Raw genomic sequence first — 15,577 nt, 5'->3', positions numbered from 1 at the left:
CCGTGGAAAACCTGATTGCGCTCCTCATCGGGGCACCCCTGCTCGGCGCGGCGGTCCTGCTGTGCGGCGGGCGGCGGCTCGACCGGACCGGGCACTGGCTCGGCACCCTGCTCGCGGCCGTCTCCTTCGTGATCGGCCTGGTCCTCTTCGCCGACATGCTCGGCAAGGGCGCCGAGGACCGTGCGCTGCACCAGCGGCTCTTCACCTGGATCCCGGTCGAGGGCTTCCAGGCGGACATCGCCTTCCAGCTCGACCAGCTGTCCATGACGTTCGTGCTGCTGATCAGCGGCGTCGGCACCCTCATCCACGTGTACTCGATCGGGTACATGGAGCACGACGAGCGCCGCCGCCGGTTCTTCGGCTACCTCAACCTGTTCGTCGCGGCGATGCTGCTGCTCGTCCTCGCCGACAACTACCTGCTCCTGTACTTCGGCTGGGAGGGCGTGGGCCTCGCCTCGTACCTCCTGATCGGCTTCTGGCAGCACAAGCCCAGCGCGGCGACCGCCGCGAAGAAGGCCTTCCTGGTGAACCGGGTCGGCGACATGGGTCTGTCGATCGCCATCATGATCATGTTCACCACCTTCGGGACGTTCGCCTTCGGGCCCGTCCTGGAGTCGGCCGGGCAGGCCTCCCAGGGCACGCTGACCGCGATCGGCCTCATGCTGCTCCTCGCGGCCTGCGGCAAGTCGGCCCAGGTGCCGCTGCAGTCCTGGCTCGGGGACGCGATGGAGGGCCCGACCCCGGTCTCGGCCCTCATCCACGCGGCCACCATGGTCACCGCCGGCGTCTACCTGATCGTCCGCTCGGCCGACATCTTCAACGCCGCCCCGGACGCCCAGCTCGTCGTCACGATCGTCGGCGCCGTCACGCTCCTCTTCGGTGCGATCGTCGGTTGCGCGAAGGACGACATCAAGAAGGCGCTCGCCGGCTCCACGATGTCCCAGATCGGCTACATGATCCTGGCGGCGGGCCTCGGGCCCATCGGCTACGCCTTCGCGATCATGCACCTGGTCACGCACGGCTTCTTCAAGGCCGGGCTCTTCCTCGGCGCCGGTTCGGTCATGCACGGCATGAACGACGAGGTCGACATGCGGAAGTACGGCGGCCTGCGCAGGTACATGCCGGTCACCTTCGTCACCTTCGGCCTCGGCTACCTCGCGATCATCGGCTTCCCCGGCCTGTCCGGCTTCTTCTCCAAGGACAAGATCATCGAGGCGGCCTTCGCCAAGGGCGGCACGGAGGGCTGGATCCTCGGCTCGGTCGCCCTGCTGGGCGCGGCCATCACCGCGTACTACATGACCCGCGTGATGCTGATGACCTTCTTCGGCGAGAAGCGCTGGCAGCCCGACGCCAACGGCGATCTGCCGCACCCGCACGAGTCGCCGAAGTCCATGACCCTCCCGATGATCCTGCTGGCCTTCGGCTCGGTCTTCGCGGGCGGCTTCTTCGGCATCGGCGACCGGTTCGTGAAGTGGCTGGAGCCCGTCACGGCCTTCGAGCACGGCCACCCGCCGATCGGCGCCGCCGCCGTCACCTCCGCCACCGTCGCCGTCATGCTGGTCGGCGTCGGCCTCGCGTACCTCCAGTACGGCCGACGGCCCGTCCCGGTGACCGCGCCGCGCGGCTCGCTGCTCACCCGGGCCGCCCGCCGCGACCTGCTCCAGGACGACCTCAACCACGCCGTCTTCGTCCGCGGCGGCACCCACCTGACGCGCTCGCTCGTCTACGTCGACCACAGCCTGGTCGACGGCGTGGTCAACGGCACCGCGGCCGGCTTCGGCGGCCTCTCCGGCCGCCTGCGGAAGCTGCAGAACGGCTACGCCCGCTCGTACGCGGTCTCCATGTTCGGAGGTACGGCGGTGCTCATCGCCGCGACCCTGCTGATGAGGGCGGTGTGACGCCGATGTCCTTTCCCCTTCTGACGGCGACGGCAGCGGTGCCGGCGGTCGGTGCGATCCTCACCGCCGCCGTGCCCGCCGCCCGTCGCACCGCCGCCAAGTGGCTGGCGCTGCTCGTCTCGCTCGCCACGCTCGCGCTCGCCGCCGTCGTCTTCGTACGGTTCGAGCCGGGCGGCGAGCGGTACCAGCTGACCGAGTCGCACGCCTGGATCAAGGACTTCGGGGTCCGGTACGAGCTCGGGGTCGACGGCATCGGCGTCGCGCTCATCGCGCTCACCGCCCTGCTGATCCCCTTCATCGTCCTGGCCGGCTGGCACGACGCCGACCCCCTGGAGACCACCTCGAAGAGGTGGCGCCCCACGCAGGGCTTCTTCGCCCTGATCCTCATGGTCGAGGCGATGGTGATCCTCTCCTTCGAGGCCACCGACGTCTTCCTCTTCTACATCCTCTTCGAAGCCATGCTCATCCCGATGTACTTCCTCATCGGCGGCTTCGGCGACCGGGCCCACGCGGGCTCCGACGAGAACGCGGCGGCCCAGCGCTCCTACGCGGCCGTCAAGTTCCTCCTCTACAACCTCGTCGGCGGCCTGATCATGCTGGCCGCCGTCATCGGGCTCTACGTCGTCGCGGGGAACTTCTCCCTGACGGAGATCGCGGAGGCCCGGGCCAACGGCTCGCTGGAGATGGCGACCAGCACCGAGCGGTGGCTCTTCCTCGGCTTCTTCTTCGCCTTCGCGGTGAAGGCGCCGCTCTGGCCGCTGCACACCTGGCTGCCGAACGCGATGGGGGAGGCCACCGCCCCGGTCGCCGTCCTCATCACCGCCGTCGTCGACAAGGTCGGCACCTTCGCGATGCTCCGCTTCTGCCTCGGCCTCTTCCCCGAGGCCAGCCGCTGGGCCACGCCCGCGATCGTCGTCCTCGCCCTGATCAGCATCGTCTACGGGGCGCTGCTCGCCGTCGGCCAGCGGGACATCAAGCGCCTGGTCGCCTACGCGTCGATCTCGCACTTCGGCTTCATCGTCCTGGGCATCTTCGCGATGACCAGCCAGGGCCAGTCCGGCGCCACGCTCTACATGGTCAACCACGGCATCTCCACCGCAGCCCTGATGCTCGTCGCCGGCTTCCTGATCTCCCGGCGCGGCTCCCGCCTCATCGCCGACTACGGCGGTGTGCAGAAGGTCGCCCCGGTCCTCGCCGGCACCTTCCTGATCGGCGGCCTCGCCACCCTGTCGCTGCCCGGACTCGCCCCGTTCGTCAGCGAGTTCCTCGTCCTGGTCGGCACCTACGCCCGCTACCCGGTGGCCGGTGTCATCGCCACCAGCGGCATCGTCCTCGCCGCGCTCTACACCCTCGTCCTGTACCAGCGGACGATGACCGGGCCGGTGAAGGAGGAGGTGCGGACGCTGCCCGACCTGCGGCCGCGCGAACTCGCCGTGGTCGTCCCGCTGATCGCCGTCCTGATCTTCCTCGGCGTCTTCCCGAAGCCGCTGACGGACGTCGTCAACCCGGCGGTCCGGCACACCATGTCCGACGTCCAGCAGAACGACCCCGCCCCCACCGTGCCCCTTCACAACGCGGAGGCCAAGTGAGTACCACGGCTGTCCACGACCTGTGGACGACGGCGGCCGAGCCGGTCGGCAAGATCCCGGCACCCCACATCGAGTACACCCAGCTCTCCCCGGTGCTCATCGTGGTCGGCGCCGCCGTCGTCAGCGTCCTCGTCGAGGCCTTCGTGCCCCGCCGCGGCCGCCACCTCAGCCAGGTCTTCCTGAGCGTCCTCGCGCTCGCCGCCGCCTTCGCGGCCGTCGTCGGCCTCGCGGCCGGCGGCTACGGCACCACCAAGGCCCAGATCGCGGCCATGGGCGCCATCGCCGTCGACGGACCCGCCCTGTTCCTCCAGGGCACGATCCTGCTCGCCTCGATCGTCGCCGTCTTCACCTTCGCCGAGCGCAGGCTCGACCCGGCCGACCACGGCCACCGCGTCGACTCCTTCGCCGCCGAGGCCGCCGCCGTCCCCGGCAGCGAGCAGGAACGGGCGGCCGTCAAGGCCGGCTTCACCACCACCGAGGTGTTCCCGCTCGCCCTCTTCGCCGTCGCCGGCATGCTGGTCTTCCCGGCCGCCAACGACCTCCTGACGCTCTTCATCGCCCTCGAGGTCTTCTCCCTGCCCCTCTACCTGCTCTGCGCCGTCGCCCGCCGCAAGCGGCTGATGTCGCAGGAGGCCGCCGTCAAGTACTTCCTCCTCGGCGCCTTCTCCTCCGCGTTCCTGCTCTTCGGGATCGCCCTCCTCTACGGCTACGCGGGCTCCGTCTCGTACGCCACCATCGCCAACGTCGTCGACGGCACCGTGCCGTCCGTCGACCCGGCGCTCGCCTCCACCATGGGCAACGACGTCCTGCTGCTCATCGGCTTCGCCATGGTCCTCATGGGGCTCCTCTTCAAGGTCGGCGCCGTGCCGTTCCACATGTGGACCCCGGACGTCTACCAGGGCGCGCCGACCCCGGTCACCGGCTTCATGGCCGCCGCGACCAAGGTCGCCGCGTTCGGCGCGCTGCTGCGCCTGCTGTACGTGGTGCTGCCGGGCCTCACCTGGGACTGGCGGCCGGTCATGTGGGGCGTCGCCGTCGTCACCATGCTGGGCGGCGCGATCGTCGCCATCACCCAGACCGACATCAAGCGGCTCCTGGCGTACTCGTCCATCGCGCACGCCGGGTTCCTGCTCGCCGGTGTCATCGCGGCCACCCCGAGCGGCGTCTCCTCCGTGCTGTTCTACCTGGGCGCCTACTCCTTCGTGACGATCGGCGCCTTCGCCGTCGTCACCCTCGTCCGGGACGCGGGAGGCGAGGCCACCCACCTGTCCAAGTGGGCCGGGCTCGGCCGCCGTTCGCCGCTCGTCGCGGCGGTCTTCGCGGTCTTCCTGCTCGCCTTCGCCGGCATCCCGCTGACGTCCGGCTTCTCCGGCAAGTTCGCCGTCTTCAAGGCGGCGGCGGAGGGCGGCGCGGGCGCGCTGGTCGTCGTCGGCGTGATCTCCTCGGCGATCGCCGCGTTCTTCTACATCCGGGTGATCGTGCTGATGTTCTTCAGCGAGCCGAAGGCCGACGGCCCCACGGTCGCCGTGCCGTCCGCGTTCACCACCCTCACCATCACGGCGGGCGTGGCCGTCACGCTGGCGCTCGGCGTCGCACCGCAGTACTTCCTGGACCTGGCCGGCCAGTCGGGCGTCTTCGTCCGGTAGCCGGGACACGGCAGAGGGTCCGGTCTCCGCGGTGCGGGGGCCGGGCCCTTCGCCGTACGCCTACGCCCTCGGGTGGTCCTCAGGGCAGGGGGTGCAGTGCACCCGCGGGTTGTACGGGGCGAAGACGCCCCTCGGGTTCTTCTTGAAGATCCACGCGTGCAGCGAGTAGTGCGGCCCGAGGGGCGGGAAGTCGAACGGCCCGTCGAAGGCCCGGTCGAAGAGCGCCGGCCTGGGCAGGTTCCGGTTCGGGTCGAGGACGACCCACTCGACCGCGACCAGCTCGCGCTTGCCGGTCTTGTGGTCCTCCTCGTACAGCAGCGCCGTCGGCTTCGTCGGGTTCGGCGCCTTGCCGGGACCGCCGAGGTTCGCCGGGTTGACGTAGTGGTAGCCCATGCCGCCGAGCCGCGGGTCCTCCACGCAGTCGTCGGTGCGCTGGTAGCCGTCGGCGATGGCCTTCTGCTCGTCCCGGTACTTCACCGTGGCGTGGTACGTCTTCTTCAGGTCCGGGTGCGGGAAGTCGGTGACCGGCTTCGGCTTCGCGGGTGCGGCGGCCGAGACGGCCGGTGCGGCGGCCCCCAGGGCCAGCGAGGCGGTGGCGGCCAGCGCGAGCGCGGCCATGAGGGGGCGGGGTCGTGCGGACATGTGGGTCTGCTCCTCGGGAGGGGGCGCGCCCCGATCGGGGCGCCTGACGTGGGCGGGCTCTCCCCGGCTCCCGCCGCCTCCAGCAGCATCGACCGCCCGGCGGGGATGCCGCACGCGGGGTGACCCATTGGGGGGTGACCCCGGGGCGGGCCCGTGCCATCGTGGAAGGCCCCCAATGGTCTGTACCAGTACGCGAGAGGGCAGCGGCCGATGCGTGGCACCACCGTCCTACCCGGAACCCCCTGCACCGCCCCGCGCGCGGGCGACCCCCCCGTCCACCGCCTCGAAGTGCGCCTCCCCGACGAAGTGCCCTTCGCCGTCGGCACGTTCGACACCATCGGCCCGATGTCGCGGGCCGCGTTCCCGCACCGCCACACCTTCTACGAGATCGTCCACGTCACCGCCGGCACCGGCACCCACGTCGTCGACCTCACCCGCTGGGAGCTGCGCCCGCCTCACCTCGGCCTGATCCTGCCCGGCCGGCTGCACCACTGGGAGGACGCCCGCGGCCTCGACGGCACCGTCGTCCTCTTCACCGAGGACTTCCTCGTCGACCACCCCGGCGACCGCGACCTCCTGCGCCGCCTCGGCGACCGGCCCTGGCTCGACCTCGACGGCCCCGCCCACGCCCGTACGACCCGCCTCCTGGCCGAACTCGCCGAGGAGTACGGACACGGCGCCGAGGGCTTCGCCACCGTGCTCCGCTCCCTCCTCCACGTCCTCCTCGTCCGCACGGCCCGCCTCCCCCGACCGGCGGACGAGGGACCGCCGCGGACGCCCGTCGACGGCCCCGCGGGGCGCGCCGCCGCCGTCGCCGACGCGTTCGCCCGGCTCCTCGCCGACGCCCCCGAGGACGCCCCCACCGTCCGCGCCTGCGCCGAGCGGCTCGGCGTCACCCCCGGCTACCTCACCGAGGCCGTCCGGACCGCCACCGGCCGCACCCCCGCCGGGCTGCTCCGCGAGACCCGCACCCGCGAGGCCCAACGCCTCCTCGTCGGCACCGACCTGTCGATCCGTCAGATCGCGGCGCGGGTCGGCTTCGGCGACCCCGCCTACTTCTGCCGCTTCTTCCGCCGCGAGACCGGCCGCAGCCCCGGCGCCTTCCGAAAACACCACGACCGCCGCGCTCCGTCCATCGAACCGGAAGCCCCGCCCGCCTAGGTTCGAAGCCGATCCCGCAAGCCCCCCGCACCCCCCCCACGAGGAGCAGGAGCCAGGCATGGACCACGGCACGGAGAGCGAGACGAGCGCCACCGGACACGTCACCCGCAAGACCGTCCTGCGCGCCGCGCTCGCCGCAGGACTGACGGCACCCGCCGTCCTCATGGGCGTCCCCGCCCTCGCCCGTACCCTCACCGACAGCGGCGAGCGGCCCGCGCTCACCCCCGCCTGCGACGACGGCGACGACCCCACCCCCGCACAGACCGAGGGCCCCTACTTCAAACCCAACTCCCCGCTCCGCAGCAGCCTGGCCGACGCCGGCACCCCCGGCGTCCGCCTCACCGTCAGCGGGTACGTCTTCGGCCTCGCCTGCCGGCCGATCGCGGGCGCCCTGCTGGACTTCTGGCAGGCCGACGTCAACGGCGTCTACGACAACACCGGCTTCCGCTTCCGGGGCCACCAGTTCACCGACGCCCGCGGCGCCTTCGCGCTCACCACGATCGTTCCCGGCCTCTACCCCGGCCGCACCCGCCACATCCACGTCAAGGTGCAGGCTCCCGGCCGTCCGGTGCTCACCACACAGCTGTACTTCCCGAACGAACCCCGCAACAGCACCGACACGATCTTCGACCCGCGGCTGCTCATGACCGTCCGCGACACCGGCGGGGCCCGCGAGGGCGTCTTCGACTTCGTCCTGAACGTGCCGCAGGACCCCGGCCCGACCCCCACGGCCACCGCCACGCCCACCGGAGCCCCCGGCGGCACCTGGACGGCCGGACGGGCGTACGCCGCCGGGGACAGGGTCACGTACGGCGGCCCGGGCTATGTGTGCCTCCAGGCGCACACGGCCCAGGCCGGCTGGGAGCCGCCGAAGGTCCCCGCCCTCTGGCGCCTCGGCTGACCCCCGGGGACGTCAGGCCGACGGAACGATCCGGCCGCGGACCTCGCCCAGCGCCACCCGCGTGCCGTCCGGGCCCGGGGCCCAGGCGGTCAGGACGACCTCGTCGCCGTCCTCCAGGAACGTCCGCTTGCCACCGGCCAGCTCGATCGCGTCCCGGCCGTTCCAGGTCAGTTCGAGCAGCGAACCGCGCTGGTTCACCTCGGGACCGGAGACCGTGCCGGAGCCGTACAGGTCACCGGTCCGCAGCGAGGCGCCGTTCACCGTCATGTGGGCGAGCTGCTGGGCCGCCGTCCAGTACATGGAGGAGAACGGCGGCTCGGCCACCACCTCGCCGTTGATCTCCACCGAGATCCGCAGGTCGAAGCCGCCCGGCTCCTCCTCCGCCGCGTCGTCCAGGTACGGCAGGAGGGGGAGGTCCCGGGCCGGCGGCGCGGTCCTCGCCGCGTCCAGCGCCTCCAGGGGCGTCACCCACGCCGACACCGAGGTCTGGAAGGACTTGCCGAGGAACGGGCCGAGCGGCACGTACTCCCACGCCTGCACGTCCCGCGCCGACCAGTCGTTCAGCAGCGTCAGACCGAAGACGTGCTCGCGGAAGTCGGCCAGCGGCACCGGCCTGCCCAGCTCCGACGGGGTGCCGACGAGGAAGCCGACCTCCGCCTCGATGTCCAGCTTGACGGACGGGCCGAAGACCGGCGCCGGGTCCGCCGGGGCCTTGCGCTGGCCCGAGGGGCGCACCACGTCGGTGCCGGAGACCACGACCGTGCCCGCCCGCCCGTGGTAACCGATCGGCAGGTGCTTCCAGTTGGGCGTCAACGGCTCGCCGTCCGGCCGGAAGATGCGGCCCACGTTCGTCGCGTGGTGCTCGCTCGCGTAGAAGTCGACGTAGTCCGCGACCTCGTACGGCAGGTGCAGCGTCACCGCGTCCAGCGGGTGCAGCAGCGGCTCGATCTCCGGCCGGTGCGCGGGCACCGTCACCCAGGCGGTCAGCGCCCGCCGCACGTCGCGCCAGGCGGTGCGCCCCGCAGCCAGCAGCGGGTTGAGGCTCGGCTGCGCGAGCAGCGCCGCGTAGGGGGAGCCGAGCGCGTGTGCCGCGGCCCCCGCGTCCAGCACGTACCCGCCGATGCGGACGCCGAGCCTGCGGCGGCCGGGCTCGTCGGCGGTCGAGAAGACGCCGTACGGGAGGTTGTGCGGGCCGAAGGGGTCGCCCTCGGCCAGGTCGAGCGGGCTGTGCTCGGACATGGGTGCGTGCCTCGCTTTCCACGGGTGTGGGGGACACGTTACGGGTCGGGCCGCCGGGCGCGGATGACATGGATCACAGAGAAACAGGGGCCTCCGTGGGCAACTGTCCGGCTTCGCGCGTTTTGTTGGGGCCCCTGCGTCGGCGCCCGCCCGGGGCCTCCGGAAAGCCGCCTCCCGAGGGCCGCCCCGAGGCCTACGATCAGGCCTGGCGTCGCGCCCGCGTGAAGTCGCCGCAGGCGCGCGCCCACCACACTCTCCCGCATCTTTCTCTCTGACCAGGAAAAAGGTCCGCACCTGTGAAGATCCGCCGCATGCTGGCGACCGCGGTCGCCGCCGCCGTGACCACTCCGGTCGTGTTCCTCTCCGCCGCGCCCGCCTTCGCGGCGGACGCCCCGACCCTGCCCGGCCTGAGCCAGGGCAAGGCGGAGCTGGAGGACGGCCCCGAGGACGACGAGATACCCACCCGCGAGGAGCTGGAGGCCGCGATCGCCGAGGCGCAGGCCAAGGTGACCAAGCTCGAGGGCGAACTCGCGAAGCTCAAGCAGGACATCCGCGACGACAAGGTCGACGAGGCGCTCAAGACCGAGCTCGCCGCCGCCCAGCAGGCCGTCAAGGACGCGAAGGCCGCCAGGACCGCCGCGGACGCGGCGCTCGTCGTGGCGCAGGAGGCGTTCGACGCGCTGCCCGAGGACGCCACCGAGCAGCAGAAGGCGGACGCCGCGGCCGCCCTCGAGACGGCGAAGCAGGCCGTCGAGGACGCGAAGGCCGATGTCACCGCCGCCGAGCTCCGTTACCAGACGGCCAGTGACGCCTACAGCGACGCCCGCGTGGCCCTCGTCCAGGAGTACAGCAAGCTCGGGCAGGAGCTGGAGGACGCCAAGGAGGCGCTCGCCGAGGCCAAGGACGAGCTGGCCTTCTGGGAGGAGATCGGCTTCGAGGAGTGCAAGGAGGACAAGTCCGTCACCGTCGCGGTGAAGGGCCCGGAGACCGTCACGGCCGGCACCGGCGCCGTCTTCTCGCTGACCGTCAAGAACACCTCGAACCGCACCCTCGACGCCGTCCGCGCCTACGCGTTCGCGACGGTCCTCCCCACCGACTGGGAGGACATCGAGGACGAGGAGGAGATCGACCGTTACATCACCGTCGAGTGGTCCTCCGCCACCAACCCGGAGTGGACCGAGGTCACCGAGGAGTACGACGCCATCGAGGTCGGCGCGCTCGTCAAGGGCGGCAAGGCCGACGTGAAGCTCCGCCTGACCGTCGACGCCGAGACCCCGGCCGGCGAGGGCGTCGCCTTCGCCGTCGGCGGCTACGAGAACGAGGACGGCAGCTGCGGCATCGGCAAGGAGTACAGCGACGCGTACTTCGACGTCGTCGAGGCCGGGACGGGCGGGGAGCCGACCCCGACCCCGACGCCGTCGCCGTCGACCACCACGCCGACCCCGGCGCCCACCGCCACCACGGGCACCGGCGGCAACACCGGCACCACCCAGCAGGGCGGTACCTCGACCACCCCGGTGAACAACGGCACCCTCGCCGCGACCGGTGCGAACGACACCCTGCCGCTCGGCGCGGCCGCGGCCGCGGCCGTCGCCCTCGGTGCCGGCGCGCTGGTCGTCGCCCGCCGCCGCAAGGCCGGCGCCGACGCGTAACACCCCGCGGTCCCCCGTACGGCGCGTGCTCAGTCCGCCGTGCGGGGGATCCGCCTTTCCCAGGTGCGGTGGAAGAGGACCTCGTCGCCCTCCTTGCACACCACCTCGTCAGCGGTGCGGAAGGCCTCCGCGTCGCAGCCGACCTCCGACCGGGTGTCGACGGTGACGTCCCAGGCCGCCTCGGGCCGGTGGAACCGGACCGACCACGTCGAGCGGGTACGGGCGGTCAGCGGGCCGCCCTCCTCGATCGTGTACGTCTCGGCCGCGTCCTCGGTCAGCTCCAGGCCGTCGGGGTACACGCGCGTGCCGCCGTCCCTCGGGGCGACCTCCAGGGTCCACTCGCCCCCGGCGACGTCCCGGACCACCCTCCGCCCGGGGCGCGGCTCCTCAAGGGTGCGCGGCACGGCCACCCCGAGCGGCGCGGACTGCTCCGGCTCCTCCCACACGACCCGGTCGTGCGTGGGGCGCCGTACGGGCAGGGTGAGGGAGGAGCCCGCCGGGTCCAGGGTGAAGCCGCCCGCGTCGGGTTCCGGCCAGATCCACGGCCAGTACGCGGAGGAGACCGCGAGCCGCACGCGGTGGCCGGGCGCGAAGGCGTGCCCGGCGGCGGCGAGGTCGAAGGCGAGGGTCTCCGGCGCGGCGGCCCCCTGGGCCTCGGCCCGCCGCGACCCCGGCGGGAGGTCCAGGGCGCCCCGGGTGACGAGGGTCGAGGAGCCGTCAGGGGCGACGTCGCAGAGCCGGGCGACGACCTGGCCGGTGGGGGCGGCGGCGCGCAGCGCCAGGATCACCGCGGGATTGCCGAGGACGACGAGGGGCGGCCCGTCCGGCGGAACGGGGAAGTCGAAGCAGGCCGAGCGGGCGTCCTCGCCGCGCTGGTCCGGCGGCAGGTCGGCGTCGTCGCCGCGGGGGAGGAAGGCGCCCCCGTCGAGGCCCGTCCGCTGCGGCGAGTCGACGACGACCGGGGCGCCCTGGAAGCCGTACGTGACGGGGGAGACGTTGGGGGAGGGCCAGGCGGGGTCGGTGACCCAGTGGCCCGGCAGCTCGTCGACGACGGTGGCGGGCGGGTGCGAGCCGACGATCCAGGAGCGGAGCAGCGGTTCGGCCATCACGTCGTTCTCGACGCCCTTGAGGTGGTGGTCCCACCAGCGCAGCGTCTCCTGGAGGAAGCCGATCGCCGGTCCGGGCGGCAGCCCGCGGTCCGGGTACTGGTGCGACCAGGGGCCGATGACGCCGCGGACCCGGTCCCGCGGGAGGCGCTCGGCGAGCCGGAGGACGGTGTCCCGGTACGGGTCGTGCCAGCCGCCGACGGCGAGGACGGCGGCCCGGAGCGCGGCCGGGTCCTCGGGGCCGGCGCCGCCCGCGCCCCGCTGGTCCCGGGCCCGCCGCGCGAGCCAGGCGGGGAGGAGCGGCTCGACGGCCTCCAGGCGCCGCAGCCACAGGGCGCGCCACTCCTCGCCGACGTACCGCGGGTCGGGCGGCAGGGAGGCGAGGGCGAGCAGTTCCGCCGCCCTGGCGGGCAGGCCGCCGGCGAGGGCGGAGCCGCCCGTGGCGGGGACGTCGTCGGGGTGGCCGCCGTCGGGGGAGCAGACGGCGACGACGGCCCGGAGCGGCTCGGGGTCGAGGGCGGCGATCCGCAGGGCCGTGGAGCCGCCCCGGCCGATGCCGAACATGCCGACCCTCCCGGTGCACCACGGCTGCTCGGCGAGCCAGTTCACGACGGCGTCGCCGTCGGCGAGCTCGACCGCGTCGTACCCGTCGCCGGGCAGGCCCTCGCTGTTGCCGTGGCCGCGGGCGTCGACGCGCACGGAGGCGTAGCCGTGCCCGGCGTACCAGGGGTGGCGCTGCCAGTCCCGGGGCGCGGTCCCGTCGGTGAGGCGGTGCGGCAGGTACTCCAGGAGGGCCGGTACGGGCTCGTCGGTCAGCGGGCGCCAGACGCGGGCGTGGAGCAGGGTTCCGTCCGGCACGGGGACGCGCAGGTCCTCGTGGCGGGTCCCGTACGGGAAGTCGGTCCGGATCTTCGGCATCGGTCTCCTCGACGGCTGCCCGGTGTCTCTTGTTGTTCTGGACAAAACGCCCGCTGTGGGTCGTATCACCTGATCACGAACATACCGGGGGTGACGGGAAGGCGCCCACGGTGATCGAAAGGTGACCGGATACGCTGGCTTGAGCGAATCGAGCGACACATCGACAATCCGTGTGATCGTCAGCAGGCGTCAGCAGACAGGAGACCCCCTCGTGACCGTCGTCGGGCCGTTCGGTCTTAGCGTGCGGGACCAGGCTCTTGAGGCCGATGTCCAGACCGGATTGGCGGCTGTGGAGGCGGGCCTCCTGGACGCCACCAAGAGCGATGTCCCCTTCATCACGGAAGCCGCACAGCACCTCGTCCTGGCCGGGGGCAAGAGGTTCCGGCCCCTGCTCGTCATGCTCGCCGCCCAGTTCGGCGACCCCTACGCGCCCGGCGTCGTGCCGTCCGCCGTGGTCGTCGAGCTCACCCACCTCGCCACGCTCTACCACGACGACGTCATGGACGCCGCCGACGTCCGGCGCGGCGTGCCCAGCGCCAACAACCGCTGGGGCAACTCCATCGCCGTCCTCACGGGCGACTTCCTCTTCGCGCGCGCCTCGCACATCCTCGCCGACCTCGGCCCCGAGGCCGTCCGCATCCAGTCCGAGGCGTTCGAACGGCTGGTGACCGGCCAGATCCTGGAGACCGCGGGACCCACCGAGGGCCGCGACCCCATCGACCACTACCTCGACGTCCTCGGCGGCAAGACCGGCTCGCTCGTCGCCGTCTCCTGCCGCTTCGGCGCGATGATGGCCGGCGCCGACGACCAGGTCGTCGACACCCTCACCCAGTACGGGGAGCGGCTCGGCGTCGCCTTCCAGCTCGCCGACGACGTCCTCGACATCGCCTCCGACTCCCACGAGTCCGGCAAGACCCCCGGGACGGACCTCCGGGAGGGCGTCCCCACCCTGCCCGTGCTGCGCCTGCGCGCCGCCGCGGCCGCCCACGGGCGCCCCGAGGACCTGGAGCTGGTCGCCCTCGTCGACGGCGACCTCGGCGACGACGAGCGGCACGCCGAGGTGCTGCGCCGCCTGCGCGTCCACCCGGCCCTCGAGCAGGCCCGCAGGGACACCGTGCGGTACGCGGAGGAGGCCAGGGCCCTGCTGGCGCCGCTGCCCGACGGGTACGCGAAGGCGGCCCTGGGGGAGATGTGCGACGCCGTGGTGCACCGCGCGGGCTGAGCCGCGGCTTGCCCGGTCGGGGGTGTCGGGTCCGCCGTGCGGACCAGGGGAACTCAGGGTCGGGTCATACCGGAGCAGTACGCCGGTTTGAGCCCCGGGGCTGACGCTTCCGTGCCGCTTCCTTGGTGAGATGGACCCATCGACCACGGAGGGTCCGTGAGGGTACGGAGGTAGCGCAGACCATGGCAGCGAACGAAACGCGTCGTACGCCTCGCAAGGCGAGCCGGTACGTCGTCCCGGTCGCGGTGGCAGGAGTGGCCGCGGCGACCATCGGGCTCGTCCCGGCCCTCGCGGCGGCCGGCGACCCGGACCTGCCGCAGATCACCGCCCAGCAGCTCGTCGAGAAGATCGCGGCATCGGACACCCAGACCCTGTCGGGCACGTTCAAGGTCTCCACCGACCTGGGCCTCCCCGCCTTCGACGGCCTCCTCGCGGGGATCGCGGGCGGCGCGGCCGGCTCCGGCGGCGGCTCGGCCGACCCCTCGGAGCGGCTGACCCAGCTCGTCTCGGGCACCCACACGCTGCGCGTCGCGGCCGACGGCCCCGAGCGCCAGCGGCTCACGCTGCTCGACGGCAAGGACGAGTACAGCGTCGTCCACAACGGCGACGACGTGTGGGCGTACGACAGCGCCTCGAACGAGGTCTTCCACGAGAAGTCCCCGGCGGGCGCCGAGGCGGAGGAGAAGGAGCTTCCCGCCACCCCGAAGGAGCTCGCCGACGAGATCCTGAAGGCGGCGGGCGGGACGACCTCGATCACCGTCGACGGGACGGCCAGGGTGGCCGGCCGGGACGCCTACCAGCTGGTGATCAAGCCGAAGCAGACCGGCTCGACGGTCGAGTCGGTGAAGATCGCGGTGGACGCGGCGAACGGCACCCCGCTGAAGTTCACCCTGGCGTCGGTCGAGGGCGGCAAGCCGGTCGTCGACGCGGGCTTCACGAAGGTCGACTTCGGGAAGCCGGCGGCCTCGGAGTTCGCCTTCGAGGTGCCGCAGGGCGCGAAGGTGACCGAGGGCTCGGACGTCGCCGAGGACGCGGCGGGCGCGGCGGAGGGGCACGGTCTCCCGGAGGAGTTCGGCAAGGACTTCGAGAAGGAGTTCGGCGGCCTCGGGGGCGGTCTCGGAGCCGGGTTCGGCCCCGGGGAGGGCGGCCTGAACGTCATCGGCGAGGGCTGGACGGCCATCGCCAGGCTCGACACGGGCGCCCCGGCGCCGAAGACCGACGAGGCGCCGAAGGAGTTCCAGGGCTTCCTGGACTCCTTCGGCGACAAGGTCACCGGGGCGTTCGGCTCGGGCACCGTCTTCAAGACGAAGCTCGTGAACGCCCTGATGACGGACGACGGCAAGGTCTACGTCGGCGCGGTCACCAAGGACGCGCTGGTGAACGCGGCCAACGCCGACAAGTAGGTGGGACCCCGGGCGGGTCGGGGGCTGTGGTCACCGACCCGCCCGGGAGTTCTGTGCGGGCTTACGGGAAGGTCAGCTTGACGCTGTTGATGTAGCCGGTGTCGGCCGAGGCCCGGTCCTGGACGCGGAGCTTCCAGGCACCGTTGGCGACCTCCGAGGAGGCGTTCACGGTGTAGGTCTGGGCGATGTTGTCCGCGCTG

General features: G+C 72.7%; 12 protein-coding genes. 8 read left to right on the top strand and 4 right to left on the bottom strand.

Annotated features, from left to right (window positions below; genetic code table 11):
- Window positions 1-2 precede the first annotated feature (2 nt).
- From nuoL to nuoN, 3 genes are read left to right on the top strand one after another with little or no spacing between them, the layout of a single operon-like run.
- A complete protein-coding gene (nuoL, locus tag ACWDVG_RS03240; protein ID WP_451695670.1) occupies window positions 3-1,898 on the top strand; it encodes an NADH-quinone oxidoreductase subunit L in 1,896 nt (631 codons plus the stop codon).
- Between the two features lie 5 nt (window positions 1,899-1,903).
- Window positions 1,904-3,487, top strand: coding sequence for an NADH-quinone oxidoreductase subunit M (locus tag ACWDVG_RS03235; protein WP_451695668.1), 1,584 nt, complete (start codon window positions 1,904-1,906; stop codon window positions 3,485-3,487).
- Complete coding sequence (gene nuoN / locus ACWDVG_RS03230) at window positions 3,484-5,133, top strand: NADH-quinone oxidoreductase subunit NuoN (protein ID WP_451695666.1); 1,650 nt, start codon at window positions 3,484-3,486, stop codon at window positions 5,131-5,133. The genes ACWDVG_RS03235 and nuoN overlap by 4 nt, the downstream gene beginning before the upstream one ends.
- A gap of 60 nt (window positions 5,134-5,193) precedes the next feature.
- Here the strand turns inward: nuoN and ACWDVG_RS03225 are convergent, their stop codons facing one another.
- Window positions 5,194-5,775 (bottom strand): hypothetical protein, encoded by a 582-nt coding sequence (locus ACWDVG_RS03225; protein ID WP_451695664.1) that lies wholly within the window; start codon window positions 5,773-5,775, stop codon window positions 5,194-5,196.
- Window positions 5,776-5,985: 210 nt separating this feature from the next.
- Here ACWDVG_RS03225 and ACWDVG_RS03220 point away from each other — a divergent pair, with 210 nt between their 5' ends.
- Window positions 5,986-6,936 carry an AraC family transcriptional regulator gene (locus ACWDVG_RS03220; RefSeq protein ID WP_451695662.1) on the top strand — a complete coding sequence of 317 codons (951 nt, stop codon included), beginning with the start codon at window positions 5,986-5,988 and terminating at the stop codon, window positions 6,934-6,936.
- 58 nt (window positions 6,937-6,994) lie between these two features.
- Window positions 6,995-7,837, top strand: coding sequence for a dioxygenase family protein (locus tag ACWDVG_RS03215; RefSeq protein ID WP_451695660.1), 843 nt, complete (start codon window positions 6,995-6,997; stop codon window positions 7,835-7,837).
- Window positions 7,838-7,849: 12 nt separating this feature from the next.
- Here the strand turns inward: ACWDVG_RS03215 and fahA are convergent, their stop codons facing one another.
- Window positions 7,850-9,076, bottom strand: a complete 1,227-nt coding sequence (fahA, locus tag ACWDVG_RS03210) for a fumarylacetoacetase (protein ID WP_451695658.1) — start codon at window positions 9,074-9,076, stop codon at window positions 7,850-7,852.
- 311 nt (window positions 9,077-9,387) lie between these two features.
- Here fahA and ACWDVG_RS03205 point away from each other — a divergent pair, with 311 nt between their 5' ends.
- The gene (locus ACWDVG_RS03205; RefSeq protein WP_451695656.1) at window positions 9,388-10,728 is read left to right on the top strand and encodes a peptidase; all 1,341 of its coding nucleotides are present in this window, start codon (window positions 9,388-9,390) and stop codon (window positions 10,726-10,728) included.
- 29 nt (window positions 10,729-10,757) lie between these two features.
- Here ACWDVG_RS03205 and ACWDVG_RS03200 read toward each other — a convergent pair whose 3' ends face one another.
- Window positions 10,758-12,752, bottom strand: a complete 1,995-nt coding sequence (locus tag ACWDVG_RS03200) for a CocE/NonD family hydrolase (protein WP_451695654.1) — start codon at window positions 12,750-12,752, stop codon at window positions 10,758-10,760.
- 211 nt (window positions 12,753-12,963) lie between these two features.
- Between ACWDVG_RS03200 and ACWDVG_RS03195 the strand changes: the two genes are divergently transcribed.
- Complete coding sequence (locus tag ACWDVG_RS03195; protein ID WP_451695652.1) at window positions 12,964-13,974, top strand: polyprenyl synthetase family protein; 1,011 nt, start codon at window positions 12,964-12,966, stop codon at window positions 13,972-13,974.
- 182 nt (window positions 13,975-14,156) lie between these two features.
- Window positions 14,157-15,377: a LolA family protein gene (locus ACWDVG_RS03190; protein ID WP_451695650.1), complete on the top strand. Its 1,221-nt coding sequence runs from the start codon at window positions 14,157-14,159 to the stop codon at window positions 15,375-15,377.
- 61 nt (window positions 15,378-15,438) lie between these two features.
- Here ACWDVG_RS03190 and ACWDVG_RS03185 read toward each other — a convergent pair.
- The coding region (locus ACWDVG_RS03185) for a proprotein convertase P-domain-containing protein (RefSeq protein WP_451696150.1) at window positions 15,439-15,577 on the bottom strand (139 nt) is incomplete at its 5' end.

It is taken from the genome of Streptomyces sp. NPDC003327 (assembly GCF_053589515.1).
The sequence above is the reverse complement of the archived record's forward strand: the minus strand, read 5'-3'. Positions and strand labels throughout refer to the sequence as shown.

Coding starts and splice junctions, on each gene's coding strand:
- ACWDVG_RS03235 (WP_451695668.1), top strand. CDS start 1,904: ATGTCCTTTCCCCTTCTGACGGCGACGGCAGCGGTGCCGGCGGTCGGT.
- ACWDVG_RS03225 (WP_451695664.1), bottom strand. CDS start 5,775: ATGTCCGCACGACCCCGCCCCCTCATGGCCGCGCTCGCGCTGGCCGCC.
- ACWDVG_RS03220 (WP_451695662.1), top strand. CDS start 5,986: ATGCGTGGCACCACCGTCCTACCCGGAACCCCCTGCACCGCCCCGCGC.
- ACWDVG_RS03215 (WP_451695660.1), top strand. CDS start 6,995: ATGGACCACGGCACGGAGAGCGAGACGAGCGCCACCGGACACGTCACC.
- fahA (WP_451695658.1), bottom strand. CDS start 9,076: ATGTCCGAGCACAGCCCGCTCGACCTGGCCGAGGGCGACCCCTTCGGC.
- ACWDVG_RS03205 (WP_451695656.1), top strand. CDS start 9,388: ATGCTGGCGACCGCGGTCGCCGCCGCCGTGACCACTCCGGTCGTGTTC.
- ACWDVG_RS03200 (WP_451695654.1), bottom strand. CDS start 12,752: ATGCCGAAGATCCGGACCGACTTCCCGTACGGGACCCGCCACGAGGAC.
- ACWDVG_RS03190 (WP_451695650.1), top strand. CDS start 14,157: ATGGCAGCGAACGAAACGCGTCGTACGCCTCGCAAGGCGAGCCGGTAC.